This is a genomic window from Solilutibacter pythonis (assembly GCF_003697345.1).
Taxonomy (GTDB): domain Bacteria; phylum Pseudomonadota; class Gammaproteobacteria; order Xanthomonadales; family Xanthomonadaceae; genus Solilutibacter; species Solilutibacter pythonis.
Genome location: NZ_RFLY01000006.1, coordinates 38,370 through 56,348, shown reverse-complemented (window position 1 = coordinate 56,348; position 17,979 = coordinate 38,370). Strand labels below are relative to the sequence as shown.

General features: G+C 68.1%; 23 protein-coding genes and 1 other RNA gene. 9 read left to right on the top strand and 15 right to left on the bottom strand.

Annotated elements, in window-relative coordinates:
* Nucleotides 1–93 precede the first annotated feature (93 nt).
* Together lptF and lptG are read left to right on the top strand one after the other, a co-directional pair.
* The gene (lptF, locus tag EBB59_RS05365; protein WP_122101120.1) at nucleotides 94–1,179 is read left to right on the top strand and encodes an LPS export ABC transporter permease LptF; all 1,086 of its coding nucleotides are present in this window, start codon (nucleotides 94–96) and stop codon (nucleotides 1,177–1,179) included.
* Nucleotides 1,176–2,285 (top strand): LPS export ABC transporter permease LptG, encoded by a 1,110-nt coding sequence (lptG, locus tag EBB59_RS05360; RefSeq protein WP_122101119.1) that lies wholly within the window; start codon nucleotides 1,176–1,178, stop codon nucleotides 2,283–2,285. Before lptF ends, lptG begins: the two co-directional genes overlap by 4 nt.
* A gap of 3 nt (nucleotides 2,286–2,288) precedes the next feature.
* Here the strand turns inward: lptG and rpiA are convergent, their stop codons facing one another.
* The 6 genes from rpiA to EBB59_RS05330 form a co-directional block, all read right to left on the bottom strand.
* Complete coding sequence (gene rpiA / locus EBB59_RS05355) at nucleotides 2,289–2,951, bottom strand: ribose-5-phosphate isomerase RpiA (RefSeq protein ID WP_122101118.1); 663 nt, start codon at nucleotides 2,949–2,951, stop codon at nucleotides 2,289–2,291.
* Between the two features lie 19 nt (nucleotides 2,952–2,970).
* On the bottom strand, nucleotides 2,971–3,444 hold the full coding sequence (locus EBB59_RS05350; protein WP_122101117.1) for an EVE domain-containing protein: 474 nt from the start codon (nucleotides 3,442–3,444) through the stop codon (nucleotides 2,971–2,973).
* The gene (locus EBB59_RS05345) at nucleotides 3,441–4,091 is read right to left on the bottom strand and encodes a 5-formyltetrahydrofolate cyclo-ligase (protein ID WP_342769030.1); all 651 of its coding nucleotides are present in this window, start codon (nucleotides 4,089–4,091) and stop codon (nucleotides 3,441–3,443) included. Before EBB59_RS05345 ends, EBB59_RS05350 begins: the two co-directional genes overlap by 4 nt.
* 57 nt (nucleotides 4,092–4,148) lie before the next feature.
* A non-coding RNA gene (gene ssrS / locus EBB59_RS05340) (6S RNA) lies at nucleotides 4,149–4,333 on the bottom strand.
* A gap of 69 nt (nucleotides 4,334–4,402) precedes the next feature.
* Nucleotides 4,403–4,705, bottom strand: coding sequence for a cell division protein ZapA (locus EBB59_RS05335; RefSeq protein WP_122101116.1), 303 nt, complete (start codon nucleotides 4,703–4,705; stop codon nucleotides 4,403–4,405).
* Complete coding sequence (locus tag EBB59_RS05330) at nucleotides 4,702–4,923, bottom strand: TIGR02449 family protein (RefSeq protein ID WP_122101236.1); 222 nt, start codon at nucleotides 4,921–4,923, stop codon at nucleotides 4,702–4,704. Before EBB59_RS05330 ends, EBB59_RS05335 begins: the two co-directional genes overlap by 4 nt.
* 155 nt (nucleotides 4,924–5,078) lie before the next feature.
* Between EBB59_RS05330 and EBB59_RS05325 the strand changes: the two genes are divergently transcribed.
* Nucleotides 5,079–5,627 carry a UPF0149 family protein gene (locus EBB59_RS05325; RefSeq protein ID WP_425451797.1) on the top strand — a complete coding sequence of 183 codons (549 nt, stop codon included), beginning with the start codon at nucleotides 5,079–5,081 and terminating at the stop codon, nucleotides 5,625–5,627.
* An 8-nt stretch (nucleotides 5,628–5,635) separates the two neighbouring features.
* Complete coding sequence (locus EBB59_RS05320; RefSeq protein WP_122101114.1) at nucleotides 5,636–6,955, top strand: aminopeptidase P N-terminal domain-containing protein; 1,320 nt, start codon at nucleotides 5,636–5,638, stop codon at nucleotides 6,953–6,955.
* A gap of 16 nt (nucleotides 6,956–6,971) precedes the next feature.
* On the opposite strand, the gene EBB59_RS05315 is transcribed toward EBB59_RS05320, so the two are convergent.
* The 9 genes from EBB59_RS05315 to rph all read right to left on the bottom strand — a co-directional run bounded on the left by EBB59_RS05315 (nucleotide 6,972) and on the right by rph (nucleotide 14,705).
* Nucleotides 6,972–7,361 (bottom strand): CrcB family protein, encoded by a 390-nt coding sequence (locus tag EBB59_RS05315; RefSeq protein ID WP_122101113.1) that lies wholly within the window; start codon nucleotides 7,359–7,361, stop codon nucleotides 6,972–6,974.
* Between the two features lie 4 nt (nucleotides 7,362–7,365).
* Nucleotides 7,366–7,785 carry a VOC family protein gene (locus EBB59_RS05310; protein ID WP_147455513.1) on the bottom strand — a complete coding sequence of 140 codons (420 nt, stop codon included), beginning with the start codon at nucleotides 7,783–7,785 and terminating at the stop codon, nucleotides 7,366–7,368.
* Nucleotides 7,782–9,110 (bottom strand): Xaa-Pro dipeptidase, encoded by a 1,329-nt coding sequence (pepQ, locus tag EBB59_RS05305; protein ID WP_122101111.1) that lies wholly within the window; start codon nucleotides 9,108–9,110, stop codon nucleotides 7,782–7,784. The genes EBB59_RS05310 and pepQ overlap by 4 nt, the downstream gene beginning before the upstream one ends.
* 58 nt (nucleotides 9,111–9,168) lie before the next feature.
* Nucleotides 9,169–9,501, bottom strand: coding sequence for a PilZ domain-containing protein (locus EBB59_RS05300; protein WP_122101110.1), 333 nt, complete (start codon nucleotides 9,499–9,501; stop codon nucleotides 9,169–9,171).
* Nucleotides 9,498–11,744 (bottom strand): DUF1631 family protein, encoded by a 2,247-nt coding sequence (locus EBB59_RS05295; RefSeq protein ID WP_158601722.1) that lies wholly within the window; start codon nucleotides 11,742–11,744, stop codon nucleotides 9,498–9,500. Before EBB59_RS05295 ends, EBB59_RS05300 begins: the two co-directional genes overlap by 4 nt.
* A gap of 74 nt (nucleotides 11,745–11,818) precedes the next feature.
* The gene (hemW, locus tag EBB59_RS05290) at nucleotides 11,819–12,970 is read right to left on the bottom strand and encodes a radical SAM family heme chaperone HemW (protein ID WP_122101108.1); all 1,152 of its coding nucleotides are present in this window, start codon (nucleotides 12,968–12,970) and stop codon (nucleotides 11,819–11,821) included.
* 11 nt (nucleotides 12,971–12,981) lie between these two features.
* Nucleotides 12,982–13,125 carry a hypothetical protein gene (locus tag EBB59_RS13775; RefSeq protein ID WP_158601721.1) on the bottom strand — a complete coding sequence of 48 codons (144 nt, stop codon included), beginning with the start codon at nucleotides 13,123–13,125 and terminating at the stop codon, nucleotides 12,982–12,984.
* A gap of 109 nt (nucleotides 13,126–13,234) precedes the next feature.
* Complete coding sequence (gene rdgB / locus EBB59_RS05285; RefSeq protein ID WP_122101107.1) at nucleotides 13,235–13,837, bottom strand: RdgB/HAM1 family non-canonical purine NTP pyrophosphatase; 603 nt, start codon at nucleotides 13,835–13,837, stop codon at nucleotides 13,235–13,237.
* 148 nt (nucleotides 13,838–13,985) lie between these two features.
* Nucleotides 13,986–14,705: a ribonuclease PH gene (gene rph / locus EBB59_RS05280; protein WP_122101106.1), complete on the bottom strand. Its 720-nt coding sequence runs from the start codon at nucleotides 14,703–14,705 to the stop codon at nucleotides 13,986–13,988.
* Nucleotides 14,706–14,788: 83 nt separating this feature from the next.
* Here rph and EBB59_RS05275 point away from each other — a divergent pair, with 83 nt between their 5' ends.
* From EBB59_RS05275 to rpoZ, 5 genes are all read left to right on the top strand, one after another.
* Nucleotides 14,789–15,637 carry a YicC/YloC family endoribonuclease gene (locus tag EBB59_RS05275; RefSeq protein WP_122101235.1) on the top strand — a complete coding sequence of 283 codons (849 nt, stop codon included), beginning with the start codon at nucleotides 14,789–14,791 and terminating at the stop codon, nucleotides 15,635–15,637.
* A 51-nt stretch (nucleotides 15,638–15,688) separates the two neighbouring features.
* Nucleotides 15,689–16,303 carry a guanylate kinase gene (gmk, locus tag EBB59_RS05270; RefSeq protein ID WP_122101105.1) on the top strand — a complete coding sequence of 205 codons (615 nt, stop codon included), beginning with the start codon at nucleotides 15,689–15,691 and terminating at the stop codon, nucleotides 16,301–16,303.
* Between the two features lie 179 nt (nucleotides 16,304–16,482).
* Nucleotides 16,483–16,689, top strand: coding sequence for a hypothetical protein (locus tag EBB59_RS13770; protein WP_158601720.1), 207 nt, complete (start codon nucleotides 16,483–16,485; stop codon nucleotides 16,687–16,689).
* Nucleotides 16,661–17,101 (top strand): DUF2335 domain-containing protein, encoded by a 441-nt coding sequence (locus EBB59_RS05265; protein ID WP_158601719.1) that lies wholly within the window; start codon nucleotides 16,661–16,663, stop codon nucleotides 17,099–17,101. Before EBB59_RS13770 ends, EBB59_RS05265 begins: the two co-directional genes overlap by 29 nt.
* Nucleotides 17,102–17,537: 436 nt before the next feature.
* Nucleotides 17,538–17,834 (top strand): DNA-directed RNA polymerase subunit omega, encoded by a 297-nt coding sequence (rpoZ, locus tag EBB59_RS05260; RefSeq protein ID WP_122101103.1) that lies wholly within the window; start codon nucleotides 17,538–17,540, stop codon nucleotides 17,832–17,834.
* The last annotated feature ends 145 nt before the right edge of the window (nucleotides 17,835–17,979 follow it).

Here is a 17,979-nt window from a genome sequence, read left to right as displayed (position 1 = left end):
TGTTACGTACAATGCGTGGCCGCCGTGGCCGCTACGGTCGCGGCGCCACAAGAGCCGACTAGTCTAATTCAACTACCCCGGGCCCCACCCTCGATGCAGAAGCTGGACCGCTACCTGCTGGGCGAATTCGCCCAGGCCATCTTCGCCACCCTGGTGGTGCTCTTGATCGTGATGATCGGCGGCGCCTTCATCGACGTGCTCGGGGACATCGCCCGGGGCCGCCTGCCGGCCAGCATGACCGCCGCGCAGCTCGGTTTCGTCCTGCTGACCTGGTTGCCGGTGATCATGCCGCTGGCGCTGATGCTGGGGCTGTTGATGGCGATGTCGCGGCTCTACCGCGATGCCGAGATGCCGGTACTGACCTCGATCGGCGTGGGGCCGAAGCGGCTGTTGAAGCCGTTGATGATGGTGACGCTGCCGCTGGTGGCGTTGATCGCGCTGTGCTCGCTGTGGCTCGGGCCGTGGGCCGACCGCACCTCGCGGGCGATGATCCGCGAGGCCAATCGCAACCTGCTCATCACCGGGCTGGAGGCCGGTCGCTTCACCGAGCTGCCCGGCGGCGGGGGCGTGGTCTATGTCGGCGAGATGGAACACAACGGCAGCAAGTTCAAGCGCATCTTCATCTACAGGCAACAAGGCGACCGCCTCGATGTCACCACCGCGGCCGAGGGCGAGTTGACCCTGGATGGCGCGCGCACGCGCTATCTCAGCCTGGGCAATGGTTTCGAGGTGGAAGGGCCGATGGCCGGCGGCGATCTCGACTACCGCCTGCTGCGCTTCGTCCGTAACGACGTGCGCATGCCCGACCGCGAAAACGATCCCCGCGCCAATGATCCGCGCCGCAAGCCGACCCTGGCCCTGCTGGGCGACCCCGCCCGCGAGGCGCGCGCGCAGTTGCACTGGCGCATCGCTCCGCCGCTCATCGCACTGGGTCTGGCGCTGCTGGCGGTGCCGCTCTCGCGCAGCCCGCCGCGGCAGGCGCGCTACGGGCGCATGGTCACGGGCTTCCTCGGCTACCTGGTCTCGATCCAGTTGATGCTGCTCGGCACCGACCTGATCGCCAAGGGCAAGCTGCCGGCCGCGCTTGGCCTCTGGTGGCTGCTGCTGCCGGTGCTGGCGCTGGGCGTCTGGTTCTACAGCCGTGATGGCCGGTTGCCGCGACGGAGGTTGGCGCGATGAAGCCGTTCCCGAGGATTCACGACCGCTACATCGGCAAGGTGGTGCTGGTTTTCGTCATCGCCGTTTGGTTCGTGCTGGTGATGCTCGATTTCATGCTGGGCGGTGGCGGCCTGATGGCCCAGCTCGATGACCTGGGCAAGGGCAGTTACGGCTTCGCCGATGCCTTCATGTATTCCAGTTACACGCTGCCGCGCCGTGCCTACGAGCTGTTTCCCACCGCGGCGGTGATCGGCGCGTTGCTCGGCCTTGGCCAACTGGCCGCCAGCTCCGAGCTGACCGCGCTGCGCGCGCTCGGGCTGTCGCGCAAGCGGCTCAGCGTCTCGGTGGCGTTGACCATCGGCGTGCTGACCGGGTTGATGGTGTTCTCCGGCGAAACGCTGGGGCCGTGGGCCGAACGCAAGGCCAATGCGCTCAAGGCCAGCGCGACCTCGCCCGACATGATCGTGGCGCAGTATTCCGGCCTTTGGGCGCGCGAGGGCGACATCTTCCTCAATGCCGGGTCCGGCCAGGAGCGCACGAATGGCGAAGACGCCTGGCTGGAGTTGAAGGACCTGCGCCTGTACCGCTTCGACGAGGCCGGCCAGTTGACCTCCATCGCCCACGCGGCGGTGGCCGAGCACCGTCCCGGTGGCTGGCTGCTGAGGAACGTGGCGCGCACCCACTTCGACGCGCGCAGCGTGCGGCGCGAAACCGTGGCCGAGGAGCGCTGGGAATCGAAGCTGGATGCCGCCGCGTTGTCGGCCAGCGTGGCGCAGCCGCGCTATCTGGATTCGGCCACGCTGAAATCGAGCATCGACTACCGCAAGCGCAACCAACTGGATGCCAGCGAGTTCGAATCGTTCTACTGGGGCCGCTGGTTCTATCCGCTCAACGTGCTGGCGCTGTGCCTGGCGGCGATTCCGTTCGCCTTCGGCACCCTGCGCGGCGGCGGCCTGGGTAGGCGTCTCTTTCTGGGCGTGGTGTTCGCGCTCGGGTTCTGGCTGTTGCAGGAGATGTCGGCGCGGCTGGCCGGCGCGTACAAGTTCGACTACCGGCTGGCCTACGTGCTGCCTTCGGTATTGATGCTCACGGTTTCGTGGGGGCTGTTCCGCCGCCGTAGCGGTTGAGGCTCACGGCACTTGCGGCGGCTCCCCGCCGACGATCACCACGTCGGCCGGGCGGCGCGCGAACAGGCCGACGCTGACCACGCCGGGAATCTGGTTGATCGCCATCTCCAGCGCCTTGGGGTCGGTGATCGAGAGGTGGTGGATGTCGAGGATGACGTTGCCGTTGTCGGTGATTACCGCCTTGTCCCCGGCCTGCATGCGGAATACCGGCTGGCCGCCGGTCATCGTCGTGATCTGCCGCGCCACCAGGCTGCGCGCCATTGGGATCACTTCGACCGGCAGCGGGAACCTGCCCAGCACTTCCACCTGCTTGGACGCATCGATGATGCAGACGAAGCGCTCGCTGGCCTCGGCGATGATCTTCTCGCGGGTCAATGCCGCGCCGCCGCCCTTGATGAGATGCCTGCGCGGATCGCATTCGTCGGCGCCATCGACGTAGAGCGACAGCGGCCCGGTGTGGTTGAGGTCGAGCACTTCGATGCCATGCGCCTTCAGCCGCGCGGTGCTTTGCTCCGAGCTCGACACCGCGCCCTTGATCCGCGTCGGGTCGCGGCCCAGCGCATCGATGAAATACGCCACGGTGGAGCCGGTGCCGACACCGACGACCATGCCGTCCTCGACATGATCCATGGCTTTCTCGGCGGCGAGGCGTTTGGCTTCGGACATCAGCGGTTCCTTGGGCGGGTCATTCGGATTCGAGCGAGATGAGCAGCTTCCACTGCGCGGCTGTCACCGGCATCACCGAGAGGCGCGAGCCGGTGCGGATGAGGGCGAATTCCTCGCCCAGCTCGTCGCGGTGCTCGCGGATCTCGGCCAGCGCGATCGGGCGCTTCAGCGTGCGCACGTAGCCGACATCGACCAGTTCCCAGCGTGGCTGTTCGGGGGTGGCCTTCTCGTCGAAGTACTTGGATTTCCGCTCGAACTGGGTCTTGTCGGGGTAGGGCGGGCTGGCCACCTCGGCAATGCCGTAGATGCCCGGCAGCGCGCAGTTGGAGTGGTAGAACAGCACGCCGTCGCCGGGTTTCATCTGGCGCATGAAGTTGCGTGCTTGGTAGTTGCGCACGCCGGTCCACGGCTCGATCTCGACCTTTGCCAGGTCGTCGATGGAGAAGTCGGTCGGTTCGGACTTCATCAACCAGTATTTCTTGCGGGTGCTCATGGGGTTCGGAGGATCGTTCTTGATTCGGTGACGATGGCGTCGCAGGGCACGTCCCAGGCTTGCGGCGCGATGGCGGGCACTTGCTGCACGTCGAAGCCGATGCCGACGCAGTGCGGCGGCGCGGTGGATTTGCGGCGGAACGCCAGCGTGCGATCGTACCAGCCGCCGCCCATGCCGACGCGGTGCGCGCGGGCGTCGAAGCCGGTCAGCGGCAGGGCGATCAGCGCCATGTCGCCGGCATCGAGCAGTGCGGTGGGGCCGAGGTCGGGTTCGGGGATGCCGAAGCGGTTGGTGACGAGCGCATCGCCCGCGCGCCATGGGGCGAAGCGCAGCGCGCGCCGGGCGTCGTCGAGCACCGGCAGGCAGTACACGCAGCCGGCCGGCAGGCCGAGCTGCCAGGCATGCAGCGGCAGTTCGCCATCCATCGCCCAGTAGCCGGCGACATGGCCGGCGGCGGGTGCTCCGGGCAGGGCGAGCAGGCGGCCGGCGACGGCTTCCGCGGCGGCCATCCGCGCCGCGGGCGGGATGGCGCGGCGGCGCTCGCGCAGCTCGGCGCGGGAGGGCATCGGTATCGACATGGGCGAATTGTAGTCGCCGCGGCGGCGTTCGCCCGCATCGAAACGCTGGCTGGCGACCGGCGTCCGCATCTTCGGCCGGGCAACCCGGCCAAAAGGAAACCCGGCCGAAGCCGGGTTTCCGATTTGGCATCCTCCGCCGTGGCGATGCGGCGAAACGACCTTGAACCTGTGGGTTCAAGTGGGATCGCTCGCGGGTCGTTGGGCTTTCCGCGACAAGGGCGGACATGCACGCCGGGCCCGGTTGCAGCCCCGGTGTCGTTCTTAAGGGACAAGGCGAATGTTTTGCGCGCTGTCGCTCAAGGCAGAGGACACTGGGGCAGTATAGCCGCGTATCGGGGCGATGGATGAATGGACGAGGCGGCGGCCCGCGCGCGGCGGGTTCAGTCCAGCCCGAGCTTGTTCAACCGTTGTTCCAGCCCTTCCAGCGCGTGCTGGATGCGGGTTTCCCGGGCTTGGTTCCGCTCGCGCAGTAGTTGCAGTTCGTGGGCCAGGTTGAGCGCGGCCAGCACGGCGATGCGCTCGAAGGCCGCCATCCGGTTGCCGCCGCGCAGTTCGCGCATGCGGTCGTCCAGGAGGCGCGCGGCGGCTTGCAGGCTTTCGCGTTCGTCGGGCAGCACGCCGACGGTGTAATCGCGGTCGAGAATGCGGACGTTGACCGGTTCGGCGGCGGGCTTGTCGCTCACGTGTGCTGCTCCAGCGTCTTCAGCCGGGCGATCATCGCCTCCACCCGGTGCCGCGCCTGTTCGTTGCGGTTGATCAGCAGCGCGCGGTCCTGGATCAACTGTTCCTGTTGTTGGCGCAGGCTGCGGTTTTCCTCGCCCAGGCGCTGCTGGCGTTCGGCCATGGATTCCAGCCGGGCGACCAGGGCTTCGAGGCGATCGAGGGGATCGGTTTCGTCCATGAGCGCCACCATGTCAGCGCGCTTGCGCATGGTCAAGCGGGGGCTGGCCGATGCGGCGACGGCGCGCCGATGTGTGCCGGCCCGGGTTCGCCGGCGGTGATGCGGCCGGCGCAATCGCGGCGTTACCATGGCGCGGCCATATTCTGGAGTCCGTCGTGTCGTCATCGCCCTCGCTGCCCGATTGGCGGCATATCGAAATCGCGCTCGCCCCGCTGCAACTGGCGCTGAATCCGGCCGAACTGCACGGCGCCCTGGTCGGCTGGCTGGCCGGCGGCGGCGATGCCGACGGCGCTTGGCTCGGCAAGGTGCTGGCCGATGCCGACCTCCCGCAGCCCGAGGACCGCGGCCTGTCCGAACTGCGCGATGCCACCGTGGCTTCGCTGCGCGACGACGAGTTGGTCTTCCACCTGCTGCTGCCGGACGATGACGCGCCGCTGGCGCAGCGCGGCAATGCCCTGTTCGACTGGTGCCGGGCTTTTCTCGGCGGCTTCGGGCTGGCGGCCGGCGCCAATCCGCCGCTGTCCGAGGAGGGCAGCGAGGCGCTGGATGACCTGGCCAAGCTGGCGATGGCCGAGACCGACAGCGAGGGGGACGAGGAGGACGAGGAAGCGTTCGCCGAAATCGAAGAGTTCGTCCGCGTCGCCACCCTGCTGTTGCATGGGGACGTGGTGCTGGCGGCCCGGCCGCGCGAGACCCTGCACTGATGCCGGCGATGGACAAGGCCCTGTCGGCGAAGGCCTGCGGCAAGCGCCGCCGCCAATTGATGCGGATGGCGGGCGAGGACGCCATTCTCATTATCCCCGCCGCGCCGGAGCGCGTCCGTAGCCGCGATACCCATTTCCCCTACCGGCAGGATTCCGATTTTTGGTACCTCACCGGCTTCGACGAACCTCAGGCGGTGCTGGTGCTGGCGCCTGGCCGCCAGCATGGCGAGGCGCTGCTGTTCTGCCGCGAGCGCGATGCCGAGCGCGAGGGCTGGGACGGCGCCCGGCTTGGCCCCGAGGGCGCGGTCGAGGCGCTCGGCCTGGACGATGCCTGGGCGATCGACGACATCGACGACATCCTGCCCGGCCTGCTCGAAGGCCGCAGTCGGGTTCATTACCACTTCGGCCATGACACCGATTTCGACCTCCAACTGATCGGCTGGCTCAACCGGGTGCGCGCGCAGCGGCGGATGGGCGCGCAGCCGCCGCACGAATTTCTCGAACTCGGCCATGTGCTCGACGAGATGCGGCTGTTCAAGTCGGCCGACGAACTCGCGTTGATGCAACGCGCGGCCGATATCAGCGTGACCGCGCACGAGGCGGCGATGCGCGCGGCCCGGCCCGGCATCCACGAGTACGAATTGCAGGCCGAATTGGAATACGTGTTTCGCCGCCATGGCGCGGCGCCGGCCTACGAGTCGATCGTCGGCGCGGGCGCCAATGCCTGCGTGCTGCATTACCGGGCCAACGGCGCGCGCGCGCGGGCGGGCGAACTGGTGCTCATCGATGCCGGCGCCGAATATCGCGGCTATGCCGCCGACATCACCCGCACTTTCCCGGTCGATGGCCGTTTCAGTGCGCCGCAGCGTACCCTGCACGAACTGGTGGGGCGTGCGCACGCGGCGGCGTTGGCCGCGGCGTTGCCGGGCAAGCCGTGGTCGGCGATTCATGCGGCGGCGGTGGAAACCCTCACCGATGGCCTGCTCTCGCTGGGCTTGTTGAAGGGCGGGCTGAAGAAGAATATCGAGGACGGCGGCTACCAGCGCTTCTATCGGCACAAGACCGGGCACTGGCTGGGGCTGGACGTTCACGACGTTGGCGATTACCAGTTGGATGGCGAGTCGCGCCTGCTCGAACCCGGCATGGCCTTCACCATCGAGCCGGGCCTGTACGTGTCCGCCGACGACAAGACGGTGGAGGCGAAGTGGCGCGGCATCGGCATCCGTACCGAGGACGATGTCGTCATCACCCAGGCCGGCCACCGGGTGCTGACCGACCGGCTGGCCCGCAGCGCCGACGAGATCGAGGCGCTGATGGCGGCGGGGTGAGACGCCGCCGGTGGCCTCAGCGCAGCAGCGCGCCGAGCCGCGCGCCGGCGAACACTAGGAGCGCCCCGGCCGCCAGGGTCAGGCCGAGATAAAGCACGGCCGGCCCCAGGCGTGCGCCGCGCGCGAACAGCAATAGTTCCAGCATCAGCGTCGAATAGGTGGTGAGCGCGCCCAGCACGCCGACGATCAGGAACGCGCGCCAGTACGGCGCCGCCGGGCCGCGATCCTGCAACCATTCGGCCAGGAAACCGATGGCGAACGCGCCAAGCAGATTGGCCGCCAGGGTGCCCCAGGGCAGGCCGCCGCCCAACCGCCGCAACAGTGCGCCGCCCAGCCAGAAGCGCAGGCCCGCACCGAGCGCGCCGCCGGCCATCACCAGCGCCAGTTGCGCACCCCAGCCGTTCATCGGCTCATTCGTCGGCCTTCAGCGTGCGCAGCACCAGGCCGACAGGTGCCGCGGCGCCATCGCCGGACAGCGGTACCAGGCTGCCGTGCGCGCTGACGCGCTTGCCGGCCAGTGAGAAGGCATCGGCGAAATCGCTTCGCGGTACCAGTTCGATCTGGATCAGGCCCTCGTGCGCCGGGTAGCGCGCCTCCTCGCCGGATTTGGCGGCGATGCAGATCGGCTGGTCGAGATTCAGCAACAGCGCCTCGCGGTAGTCCTTGCCGGGTGCGGTGATGCGCTCGGTGGTGGCCTGTCCCGAGAGCGTGACCGCGCCCAGTGCGTATTGCAGGCAGCCGGGCGCGGTGGGGTTGGCGGTCGGGGTCTTGCCGCAGCCCGCCAGCGCCAGGGTCAATACCGCCAGCAGCATGGGGTGACGGAATTTCACGTCGCGCTCTCCTGTTCGATCTCGCGGGTGAGGTTGAGCGGCTCGGCGTCGGTGCAGACCACGTCGTCCTCGATGCGGATGCCGCCATAGGGCTTGAACGCTTCGACGCGTTCCCAGTTCACGCTGGGGCCGAGGCCCTTGTCGCGCAGTTCGTCCAACAGCATGTCGATGAAGTAGAGGCCCGGTTCGATCGTCACCACCATGCCCGGCGCCAGCGTGCGGGTCAGGCGCAGGTAGGGATGGCCTTCGGGCTTGGCGATGCCGCCGCCGGCGTCGGATTCGGCGAACCCGGCGACATCGTGTACTTGCAAGCCGATGCCGTGGCCGATGCCATGCGGGAAGAACGCGGCGGATACGCCGGTTTCCACCGCCACCTCGGGGGAGACGTCAATCAGGCCGAAGTCCTTGAGGATGCCGGCCAGCTTGAGGTGGGCGCCGAGGTGGATGCGGCGGTAATCGGTGCCGGCGCGCACTTCGTCGCACATCTTGCGCTGGGCGGCGTCCACCGCGTCGATCATCGTCTGGAACTCGTCGTCCTTCGCCGAGTAGGTGCGGGTGATGTCGCAGGCATAGCCTTGGTGGCTGGCGCCGGCGTCGATCAGGAAGCTGCGCGCGGGCCGCGGCGGCAGGCGGTCGCGGTGGGTGTAGTGCAGCACCGCGGCGTGTTCGTTGAGCGCCACGATGTTGCCGTAGGGCAGCTCGCTGGCATCCTGCCCGGCGGCCTGGCAATAGGCGAGGTGGATGCCGAATTCGCTGGCGCCGGCGCGGAAGGTGCGCAGCGCGGCGTGATGGGCGCGCACGCCGATGCGGGTGGCCTCGCGCATCATTTCGATTTCGTAGGGTGTCTTGAAGGCGCGGTGGTAGTCCAGGTAGGCCAGGACGGCCGTGGGGTTGTTGGGCACGACGTGGCCCTGCGCGCTCTGCGGCTCGCCCAGCACGGCCATCCGTTTGGAGATGTCGGGCAGCGCTTTCAGCGCCTCTTCCGGAGTGCGCACCACGGTGATGTCGAAATGCTCGACCCAGTAGCCTTGGGGATCCTTCGGCACCACATGCCAGTAATCGTGCGGTTGCAGGTAGATCAGCTTCGGCTTCTGGCCGGGGGCGTACAGCAGCCAACTGCCGGGGGCGGCGGTCAACGGCACCCAGTGCTTGAATGGCGGGTTGACCGCATAGGGGTAGTCGCGGTCGTCGAAGACCTGGTAGTGCAAGGTGCCGCTCGGGATGGCCAGCAGGTCGAAGCCGCCGCGTTCGAGCGCGGTGTCGGCGCGCGTCTTCAGGGTGGCCAGGTGTTCGGCGTAAAGGGCGTCAAGGTCGGGACGGGACATGGCGGGTTCCGGCAGCGGGAAGACGCAGATTGTCGCGCAAAGCCGTGGGGCTGTCCCGTCAGCGCTTCGTGTTCGCCTCGCACCAGCGGCGGAGGCTTTCGCGGTACGCGGGCGCGATCTGGATGAAGCGCGCGCCGGCGGCGTGTTCGCCGGCGGTGCCGGTATCGACCCAGAGCACCTGAACGCCGCATTCGAACGATTGATCGCCGCCGGGCAGGGCGAAGCGCCACTGGTACAGGGCGTCGGGCAATAGGGGCGTCGAAGAGAGGATCTGCATGCCGGTGCTGGAGAGGTCGCGCAGCACGCCGGCGCACGTCTCGGTCATGGTGTCGATGACTTCGGCCTGGCCCCGCACCGGGTGGCGGGCGGCATTGCGGTATTCCGAGTTCATGAGGCCGCTCCGTAAACGGGCGTGGCGCTGACGCCACCGCGCAATACCGTCTGCAACAGTTCGATGGTGGAGCGCAGGGCGCGATCGACCAGCCGCAGTTCTTGTTTCGCCACTATCCGCAACTGATCCCGCGCCATCATCCGCGCCAGGGTGTCCATGTGCATCTCGGCCACGCGCTGGCCGTGCCGATTCACGAACAGCGCATGGTCGGTGATGGTGCTGTACCAGGACAGCCGGCGGCGCTCGTAATCGCCCCGCTGGCTGAGCATGAAATCCATCCAGCAGCCGAAGGGAAGGGTGCGCAGGTGCCGGTAGCACTCTTCTTCCCTGGGGGTGCGCGGCGGCGAGTCGGCGGATTTGCGCTCTTCGGCCGTTTCGCCGCCGAAGCGGGCGTGGGTCTTGATGCGGGCGGCGATCTCGGTCGCGGAGGGTTCGTCTTCGCGCTGCTTCCAGCCCTGGCTGCGCGAGAGCTGGCGGGCGACCGAGCCGGCTTCGTGTTCGTGGTAGCCGATCTGGCGCATCGTCTGCTCGATGGCGCGCGCCAGTTCCGGCGATTCGCGCGGCGCGTCGTCGTTGACGATGTCAAGGATGCGGTCGGTGACTTCCAATTGCGCGCGCCAGGCGGGCGAGGGCTGGCCGCTGCGCAGCAGCGACAGGGTGAGCGCGTCCAGCCAGGCGTTGCGCATCAGCATCTCGATGGCGCGTGGCGGCGTGGCGGCGCGCAGGCGCGCGTCCAGCGCCTCGGCGGCGAGGTTCTTCGCCATTGCCAGCCGTTCGCGCCCGCGCGCGGCTTCGATCAGACGTTTCTCGTTGGCTTGCAAGCGCCTTGCCTGCTGTCGCAACTGCTCTTGCAGCCCCTGGTTGACCTCGGCGACCAGGGTTTCCCCGGCTTCGTGATATTCGTTCTCGATCCGTTTCACCGCGCGCTGCATCGCCGCCTCGTACTGTGAGTCGGCGCTGTGCTTGCCGTAGGCGACGGCATCGTACTCGGCGATGTTGTTGATCAATTGGCGCGCCGGATGCTCGGGGTTCTCGAAGAAACCACGGTCGTCCAGCGCCAGTCGCACCAGTGGCAATTGCAGGCGCTGCAACAGGCTGATCACGGTCGAGCCGGTGCGGACTTCGCGAATCACTTCGGCATAGAGCAGCGCCAGAATCTCGAAGGTGTCGTTGTCCTCGCGGTTCAGCGTGGCGTGCTCGCCGTGGATGCGGCGGGCGCGGCGGAGCAGGGCGTCGCGCAGGCCGGTGATGGAGCGCAGTTGGTTGTCGGGGAGTCCGGTGGCCTCGGTCTGGAGGTCTTCGAGCAGCGGCGCCAGGTCGTGGTGGGCGATTTCCCCGCCAGACGCGGGGGGCGGGGCCGGCGCTTGGCGGCTGGCGATCCGGCGCGCGCTGAGAAGCTGTTGCAGGAAGCGGAAATCCTGCGGCTGGCCGGTGGGTGAGGACGGAGACGGCGATGGCGACTGCACGGGCGTTTCGTGCGCGGCGTCGTCGTTGGCGGATGGGCCAGGCGCCGTCCCGGCGCTGGCGGCAGGACGGTGTTTGGCGCGCGGCGGGCGCACCGGCACGAAGGACAGCCCGGGCAACACCCCGGCCGATTCCAGCACGGTGTTGATGTCGTCCACATAGCGGGCATAGTCGGCCAGCACCCGCTCGGCGAAGAGGGGCAGGAATTCGGTCTGCGGAAAGCGCTCGCCGAACAGTTCCGCGCAGGTATCGCCCGCGGCCGCCAGCAGTTGCCGTGGCCCGACCGGCAGCCGGTCGAGTGCGAACGCCGGCTCCGCCGCCAGCACGCCGAAGCGTTGGCCAAGCAGGTACAAGGCGAGGCTGGCGCCGCTTTCCATCGGCCCGGACAGCTCGCGCAACCGCCTGTCCCAGGTTTCCTCGGTGGCTTCCTTCGTGTTCAGCGCCCACTCCAGCGAGGAGGTCAGCGCGCCGCGTGCCGGGTCGGGTTTCCTTGCCTGATGCCGGCGCATGCCGGCCAGGCGCGATTCGACATGTTTCAGGTAGTGGCGGGGAAAAGCTTGCCGTCGCCGCGCCAGGGCTTGCAGCGATTTCAGCAGATCGTCCTGCTCGGCCGGGTTGCGGGCGCGCTCGGCCATTCCGAGAAGCTGTTGCTCGAAGGCCGCCAGTGTCTGCTCCACGCGCGGGGTCAGCTCGGTTTCGGTCTGCGCCAGGAGGGCGGCAAGGGCGCCGCGCACGCGGAGCGGCAGGTGGCCGTCGGCCAGCGTATGTCCATTGGTCATGTGCAATTCGCCCATCGTCCCCGATTCCCGTAACGGCAGAAATGTGACGGGTGTCACTATCGCTTGGGGCGCTATTAATACAGGAAAAGCCCGATCACGTCATTGGTGAAGCGACGCCCCAGTTCGGTTGGGGACAGCCGGCGGCCATCCGTTTCCAGCCAGCCGCGTGCCAGGGCGGTGTCCAGCTCGGCGCGGATCGCCGCCACGGGCAGGCCGGTGCGCGCCTCGAACAGGTCGAGGCTGAAACCTTCGTTGAGCCGGAGCGCGTTCAGCATGAAGTCGAATGGACGCCGTTCGGGGCCGATGTCCTCGTCGCCGCCGATCGCTCCGGCGCCGCCCGCGTGTTGGAGATAGGCGGCCGGGTGTTTCAGCTTCCAGCGCCGCAGGATGCGTTGCTCGCCGCCCAGGGTCAGCTTGCCGTGAGCGCCGGCGCCGATGCCGAGGTAATCGCCGAAGGTCCAGTAATTCAGGTTGTGCGCGCACTGCCGGCCGGGCCGCGCGTAGGCGCTGACTTCGTACTGGGCGAAGCCGGCATCGGCCATGCGCGCCTGGCAGCGTTCCTGCATGTCCCAGCCCAGGTCGTCGTCGGGGATGCCCGGCGGCGGCTTGGCGGCGAACAGGGTGTTCGGCTCCAGGGTCAGTTGATAGTGGCTGAGATGCTGCGGTTGCAGGGCGATGGCGCGCGCGACGTCGCTTTCCGCCATCGTCAGCGTCTGCCCGGGCAGGGCGTACATGAGATCGAGATTGATATTGTCGAAGCCGGCATCCTGCGCGGCCTTCACCGCGCGCTCGGCGTCGCCCGAGGAATGGATGCGGCCGAGGCGCGAGAGGCAGCCGTCATCGAAACTCTGTACGCCGAAGCTCAGACGGTTGACGCCGGCCTGGCGGTAGCCGGTGAACGGCCCGTGCTCGACCGTGCCGGGATTGGTTTCGAGGGTGATTTCCAGCCCCGGCGCGAGGCGCAGCCGGGCGCTGGCGGCTTGGAGGAAACGGTCGATGCAGGCCGGAGAGAACAGACTGGGCGTGCCACCGCCGAAGAATACCGAGTTCACCGTGCGGCCCCAGACCAGTGGCAGGTCGTGTTCGAGGTCGCGGATCAGCGCGTCGACGTATTCCGCGAACGGTGGCTCGCCCTTCGGCGTGTGGGAGTTGAAATCGCAATACGGGCATTTGCGCACGCACCAGGGCAAATGGACGTAGAGCGAAAGCGGCGGCGGCGTGAGCATGGCGACCCGGTTCAGGCGCTGCCTTCGTGCCCGGCCATCAGGATGCGCGCTTCGCCGGACGGATGCGCGACATGCCCGGCGCCGGCCGAAGCGAAGAAAATGTCGCCCGCGCCAAGCCGTGTCACTTGCGCCTGCCGGGCTTCGCGAGGATGCATGTCCAGTTCGCCATCCAGCGCCAGGGAGACTTCCCCGTCGTCATCGAAGTGCCCACTGCGGGCGCGTTTCCCGCGTGTGCCGAGGTGAAGCCGGCGCCACGGGCCGTCCTCATTGGAAAAGCCCTTGGCCGATGATCCGCCCGCGCAGCAGCGCCAGCGCCTTGCCGCGATGACTGATGCGGTTTTTCTCGTCCCTCGGCAATTCCGCTGCGCTCATGCCGTGCGCGGGCGAAAAGAACACCGGGTCGTAGCCGAAGCCGCCATCACCCCGCCGTGCGTGCAGGATGCGGCCTTCCCACAGACCTTCGGCGAGCAGCGGCTGCGGGTCGTCGGCATGCCGCACCAGGGCCAGTACGGCGACGAAGCGCGCCGTGCGGTTTACATCGGCCACCTCGCGCAGTTCGTGCAGCAGCTTGTCGATGTTGGCGGCGTGGTCGCCATGCCGGCCGGCATAACGCGCCGAATACAGCCCGGGCGCGCCGGCCAGCGCATCGACGCACAGGCCGGAATCGTCGGCCAGCGCCGGCAGGCCGGTGGCGCGGGCGGCGTGGCGGGCTTTCAGAAGGGCGTTCTCGATGAAGCCGGGGCCGGTTTCATCGGCGTCCTCGACGCCGAATTGCGATTGCGCGAGGAGCTGGATGCCGGTATCGCCCAGCAGTTGGCGGAGCTCTTCCAGCTTGCCCGGATTGGAGGAGGCGAGTACCAGCTTCATGCGTGGATTCCGAACGGGGCCGGGCCGTGGCCCCGCCAGTCGTGGAGTATGCCGGCCACCGGGCCGGTGCCCGCGCGCGGATCGAAGCCCGGCGCGCGCCGATGCCGTGCGCGCGCTTCGCCGCCGCGCGCCGCCGCGATGGGCCGGCTCACCCGGCCAGCGCCGCGCGCTGCGCCTCGAACAACCGGGCGCAGCCGGCCTCACCGAGCGTGAGCAGCGCATCCAGCTCGTCGCGGCGGAAGGCGTGGCCCTCGGCGGTGCCCTGCAATTCGATGAAGCCGCCGCCATCGTTCATCACGATGTTCATGTCGGTATCGCAGTCGCTGTCCTCGGCGTAATCGAGATCCAGCACCGGCACGCCGCGCCATATCCCGACCGAAACCGCCGCCACCGCGCCGTGCAGCGGATTCTTGCGTATCTGGCCCTTTGCGAGGAGGCCGTTCACCGCATCCGCCAGCGCCACGTAGGCGCCGGTGATCGCCGCGGTACGGGTGCCGCCGTCGGCTTGCAGCACGTCGCAATCGAGCGTGATAGTGCGCTCGCCAAGCGCGGCGCGATCCACGCAGGCACGCAGCGCGCGGCCGATCAGGCGCTGTATCTCCAGCGTGCGCCCGCCTTGCTTGCCGCGCGCGGCCTCGCGGTCGCCGCGGGTGTGGGTGGCGCGCGGCAGCATGCCGTATTCGGCGGTCAGCCAACCTTCGCCCTTGCCGCGCAGGAAGGCCGGCACCTTGTTCTCCACGCTGGCCGTGCACAGCACGCGGGTGTCGCCGAAGGACACCAGCACCGAGCCTTCCGCGTGGCGGGTGAAGCCGCGCGCGATGGCGACCTCGCGCATCTGGCCGGGAGCGCGGCCGCTGGGACGTTCCATCGCGGAATCCTCGTGAAATGGCGCGCGAGTTTACCATTCGTCCTTCACGTCACTTCTGGAAACAGCCCATGTCCATCCGCAGCATGACCGCCTTTGCCGGCGTCGAGCGCACGAGTGTCGCCGGCCGGCTCGCCTGCGAGCTGCGCGCGGTCAATCACCGCTTCCTCGATGTCTCGATGCGGTTGCCGGAGGAGCTGCGCGCGCTGGAGCCGCGGCTGCGCGAGCGTATCGCCGAGCGCGTCAACCGCGGCAAGGTCGACGTGGCGATACGGCTGGTGTCCGCCGGCGAGGGTGACGCCCCGCAACTCAACCCCGGCTATGTCGAACGGCTTTCGGCCATCGCCCAGGAACTCGACGCCGCGCTGCCGGCGTTGCGGGTCGATCTCGCCAACCTGCTGCAACTGCCGGGCCTGTTGCAGGCGCGGGCGGTCGATCAGGATGCGCTGTTCGCCGAGGCGCTGGCGCTGGTCGATGCCGCGCTGGACGATTTCGTCGCCGCGCGCGAGCGCGAAGGCGCCAAGCTGTGCGCGGTCATCGCCGAGCGCGTCGATGGCGTGGCGCGGATCGCCGCGGAGGTGCGCACGCTGGTACCGATGATCCGCGAAGGCCAGCGGGCCAAACTCGCGGCGCGGATGGGCGAGGTGGCCGGTCAGCTCGACCCGGGCCGGCTGGAGCAGGAACTGGTGCTGTGGTTGCAGAAGCTCGATGTCGATGAAGAGCTCGACCGCCTCGACAGCCACGTCGCCGAGGCGCGGCGGGTGTTGAAGCAACGCGAGCCGGTCGGCCGCCGCCTGGATTTCCTGTTGCAGGAATTCAACCGCGAGGCCAACACGCTGGGCTCGAAATCGGTGGACGTGCGCACCAGCAACGCGGCGGTGGAACTGAAGGTGCTGATCGACCAGATCCGCGAGCAGGTGCAGAACATCGAGTGAGTCCGCGCCGGCGATTGGTTTAGCATTCCCGCTTTGGCAAGGAACCGGCGGATGCGCGGCACCCTCTACATCGTTTCCGCGCCGTCGGGCGCCGGCAAGTCCAGTATCGTCAACGCCGTGCTGGCGCGCGATGCGAACATCGCCCTGTCGATCTCGTTCACCTCGCGCGCGCCGCGCCCGGGCGAGCGCCATGCCGAGCACTACCATTTCGTCAGCGCAGAGGAGTTCCAGCGCATGATCGATGCCGGCGATTTCTTCGAGTACGCGAGCGTGCATGGCGACTGGAAAGGCACCGCGCGGCAGTCGGTGGAGCCGCAGTTGGCGGCCGGCCGCGACGTGCTGCTGGAGATCGACTGGCAGGGCGCGCGCCAGGTGCGGCGGAAAGTGCCTGATGCGATCGGCGTGTTCATCCTGCCGCCGTCGCGGCGCGCGCTGGACGAGCGCATGCGCAAGCGCGCGCAGGACAGCGAGGAGACCATCACGCGCCGCCTGGCCGCCGCGCGCGAGGAAATGAGCCATTACGGTGAGTACGACTACCTGATCGTCAACGACGACTTCGAAACCGCCGTCAACGAGATGGTCGCGGTCTTCGCCGCCAGCCGTCTGCGCCGGGAGCCGCAGATGGCTCGCCACGCCGGGTTGATCGGCACGCTGTTGAGCGATTGAATCCTCCGGTTGGCGCTGCCGCATGGCATGGAGCAGGCGGGGAAATTGGCCGACGTGGCGGGGAAGCGCCAGGCGGCGTCCCGGTTTGAAGCAAGAAGAGAGCCCCACCCGAAATTCCGGAGTGAGGCGCTCCTGGCGGGTTAACACTCATTGGCATGGCATCTGGTAGTGTCCGCGCCATGAATCGTCGCACCGCCACCTTGGATGCCTTTCTTGCCGGGCTCGGAAGCGCGTTCGCCATGTTCCCGACCGGGCAGATGGAGCCTTTTTTGAGCCGTCAGCCGGTGGAAGCGCGTATTCACAACAACTTCGAGCGGGTTGGAAAGCTGCTCGATGAGGCCATGTCCAAGGAAAGGAATGCGCAAGGGCATCAAGCCGAGCGGTAAGCCAGCGAAATCGAATCCGGCGGCGACCGCGGCGCAACAGGCGCAATCCGCACAACATCAAGTGGCCTATCAGGAGTCATCCTGGGCCGGGCCGCTGCCGCCTCCCGCGGTCCTTGCCCAGTTCGAGCAAGCTGTCCCCGGCGCGGCGGAGCGTATTTTGAAGATGGCGGAGGACGAAGGCGAGCACGCAAGGCGCATTCAAGCATCCGCCTATCACGGCGCCGCGCGTGCGCAATTGCTCGGGCAAGTCTTTGCATTGATGGTTGCGCTGGGCGGGCTGGCGAGCGCGACGGTCCTGGCCCTTCACGACCACGACTGGGTGGCGGGGATCGTGGCGAGCACCACCGTCACCACGGTAGTCGCCGCCTTCTTGCAGGCGCGGCGGGCCGCCAAGCAAAAGGCTGCGCAATAAGGCCCGCTTCGGCGGGCGGCGGCCTCTGGCGGCGGCCGGGGGCTTTGTTTATGGATGGCAGCTCACGGCGCGCCCACCACTCAATCCGCAACGTCATGCGGGCGATAAGCTCGCGTCCGTTCGATTTTCTTTGGCGATATTGGAACGCCGGTAACGATGCCGCTGGATTACGCCCGCATGGCCGTTGTCGACGATGCCCCCAGGGCCGCCGCCGCATCGAGCGGCGAGACACGATAGCTGTCGATCGTCGTCTTTATTTCTCATGGCCCCGGTAAGCGCCTCGCCTGGTTTCCGGTCTGTAAGCATTGCCTGTTTTTTCATTTCCCACGGGGGTCTCAGGCAATGCCAATTCCAGGGGCGCTTGTGTTTCCGGTCCCGCTTCCCCTATCATGCCCGGTTCCAAAAACACCAGCCCGGCCCCGGCCGCGGAGAGTACATGGCCCGCATCACCGTAGAAGATTGCCTGGAAGTCGTCGATAACCGTTTCGAACTGGTCATGATGGCCGCCAAGCGCGCGCGCCAGTTGGCCAAGGGCGTCGAGCCGCGTTTGGAGAACGAGGGCGACGACAAGCCGACCGTATTGGCGCTGCGCGAGATCGCCGACCGCGTCATCGACGAGCCTTACATCGAAGCGGTCGAGAAGGCGGAGAAGGCGCGCAAGGAGCGCGAAGCGCTGGAATGGGCCGCCGCCGAGATGGTCAAGGACGAGGACGACATGAAGGGCGAGGACTGATCCCGCCCGCCTCGCGTCGCACCGATCGAACCCCGCTCCGGCGGGGTTCGCCGTTTTCGCGGGGTAGTGCCGGCGGCCTTGCGCGCGCCGCCCGGCAAACGGCGCCTTGGGCGCCTGATCGTCGGCTGTTTCCGGTTTCCGGGCG

Bases quoted from the DNA above. Each gene is read 5' to 3' on its own strand.
- EBB59_RS05315 (WP_122101113.1), bottom strand. From the start codon at position 7,361: ATGAACGGCTGGGGTGCGCAACTGGCGCTGGTGATGGCCGGCGGCGCG.
- lptF (WP_122101120.1), top strand. From the start codon at position 94: ATGCAGAAGCTGGACCGCTACCTGCTGGGCGAATTCGCCCAGGCCATC.
- pepQ (WP_122101111.1), bottom strand. From the start codon at position 9,110: ATGTCCCGTCCCGACCTTGACGCCCTTTACGCCGAACACCTGGCCACC.
- EBB59_RS05295 (WP_158601722.1), bottom strand. From the start codon at position 11,744: ATGACCAATGGACATACGCTGGCCGACGGCCACCTGCCGCTCCGCGTG.
- EBB59_RS13770 (WP_158601720.1), top strand. From the start codon at position 16,483: ATGAATCGTCGCACCGCCACCTTGGATGCCTTTCTTGCCGGGCTCGGA.
- EBB59_RS13775 (WP_158601721.1), bottom strand. From the start codon at position 13,125: ATGCATCCTCGCGAAGCCCGGCAGGCGCAAGTGACACGGCTTGGCGCG.
- gmk (WP_122101105.1), top strand. From the start codon at position 15,689: ATGCGCGGCACCCTCTACATCGTTTCCGCGCCGTCGGGCGCCGGCAAG.
- EBB59_RS05275 (WP_122101235.1), top strand. From the start codon at position 14,789: ATGACCGCCTTTGCCGGCGTCGAGCGCACGAGTGTCGCCGGCCGGCTC.
- EBB59_RS05345 (WP_342769030.1), bottom strand. From the start codon at position 4,091: ATGCGGACGCCGGTCGCCAGCCAGCGTTTCGATGCGGGCGAACGCCGC.
- lptG (WP_122101119.1), top strand. From the start codon at position 1,176: ATGAAGCCGTTCCCGAGGATTCACGACCGCTACATCGGCAAGGTGGTG.
- hemW (WP_122101108.1), bottom strand. From the start codon at position 12,970: ATGCTCACGCCGCCGCCGCTTTCGCTCTACGTCCATTTGCCCTGGTGC.
- rdgB (WP_122101107.1), bottom strand. From the start codon at position 13,837: ATGAAGCTGGTACTCGCCTCCTCCAATCCGGGCAAGCTGGAAGAGCTC.
- rpoZ (WP_122101103.1), top strand. From the start codon at position 17,538: ATGGCCCGCATCACCGTAGAAGATTGCCTGGAAGTCGTCGATAACCGT.
- rph (WP_122101106.1), bottom strand. From the start codon at position 14,705: ATGGAACGTCCCAGCGGCCGCGCTCCCGGCCAGATGCGCGAGGTCGCC.
- EBB59_RS05265 (WP_158601719.1), top strand. From the start codon at position 16,661: ATGCGCAAGGGCATCAAGCCGAGCGGTAAGCCAGCGAAATCGAATCCG.
- EBB59_RS05320 (WP_122101114.1), top strand. From the start codon at position 5,636: ATGGACAAGGCCCTGTCGGCGAAGGCCTGCGGCAAGCGCCGCCGCCAA.
- rpiA (WP_122101118.1), bottom strand. From the start codon at position 2,951: ATGTCCGAAGCCAAACGCCTCGCCGCCGAGAAAGCCATGGATCATGTC.
- EBB59_RS05330 (WP_122101236.1), bottom strand. From the start codon at position 4,923: ATGGACGAAACCGATCCCCTCGATCGCCTCGAAGCCCTGGTCGCCCGG.
- EBB59_RS05300 (WP_122101110.1), bottom strand. From the start codon at position 9,501: ATGAACTCGGAATACCGCAATGCCGCCCGCCACCCGGTGCGGGGCCAG.
- EBB59_RS05350 (WP_122101117.1), bottom strand. From the start codon at position 3,444: ATGAGCACCCGCAAGAAATACTGGTTGATGAAGTCCGAACCGACCGAC.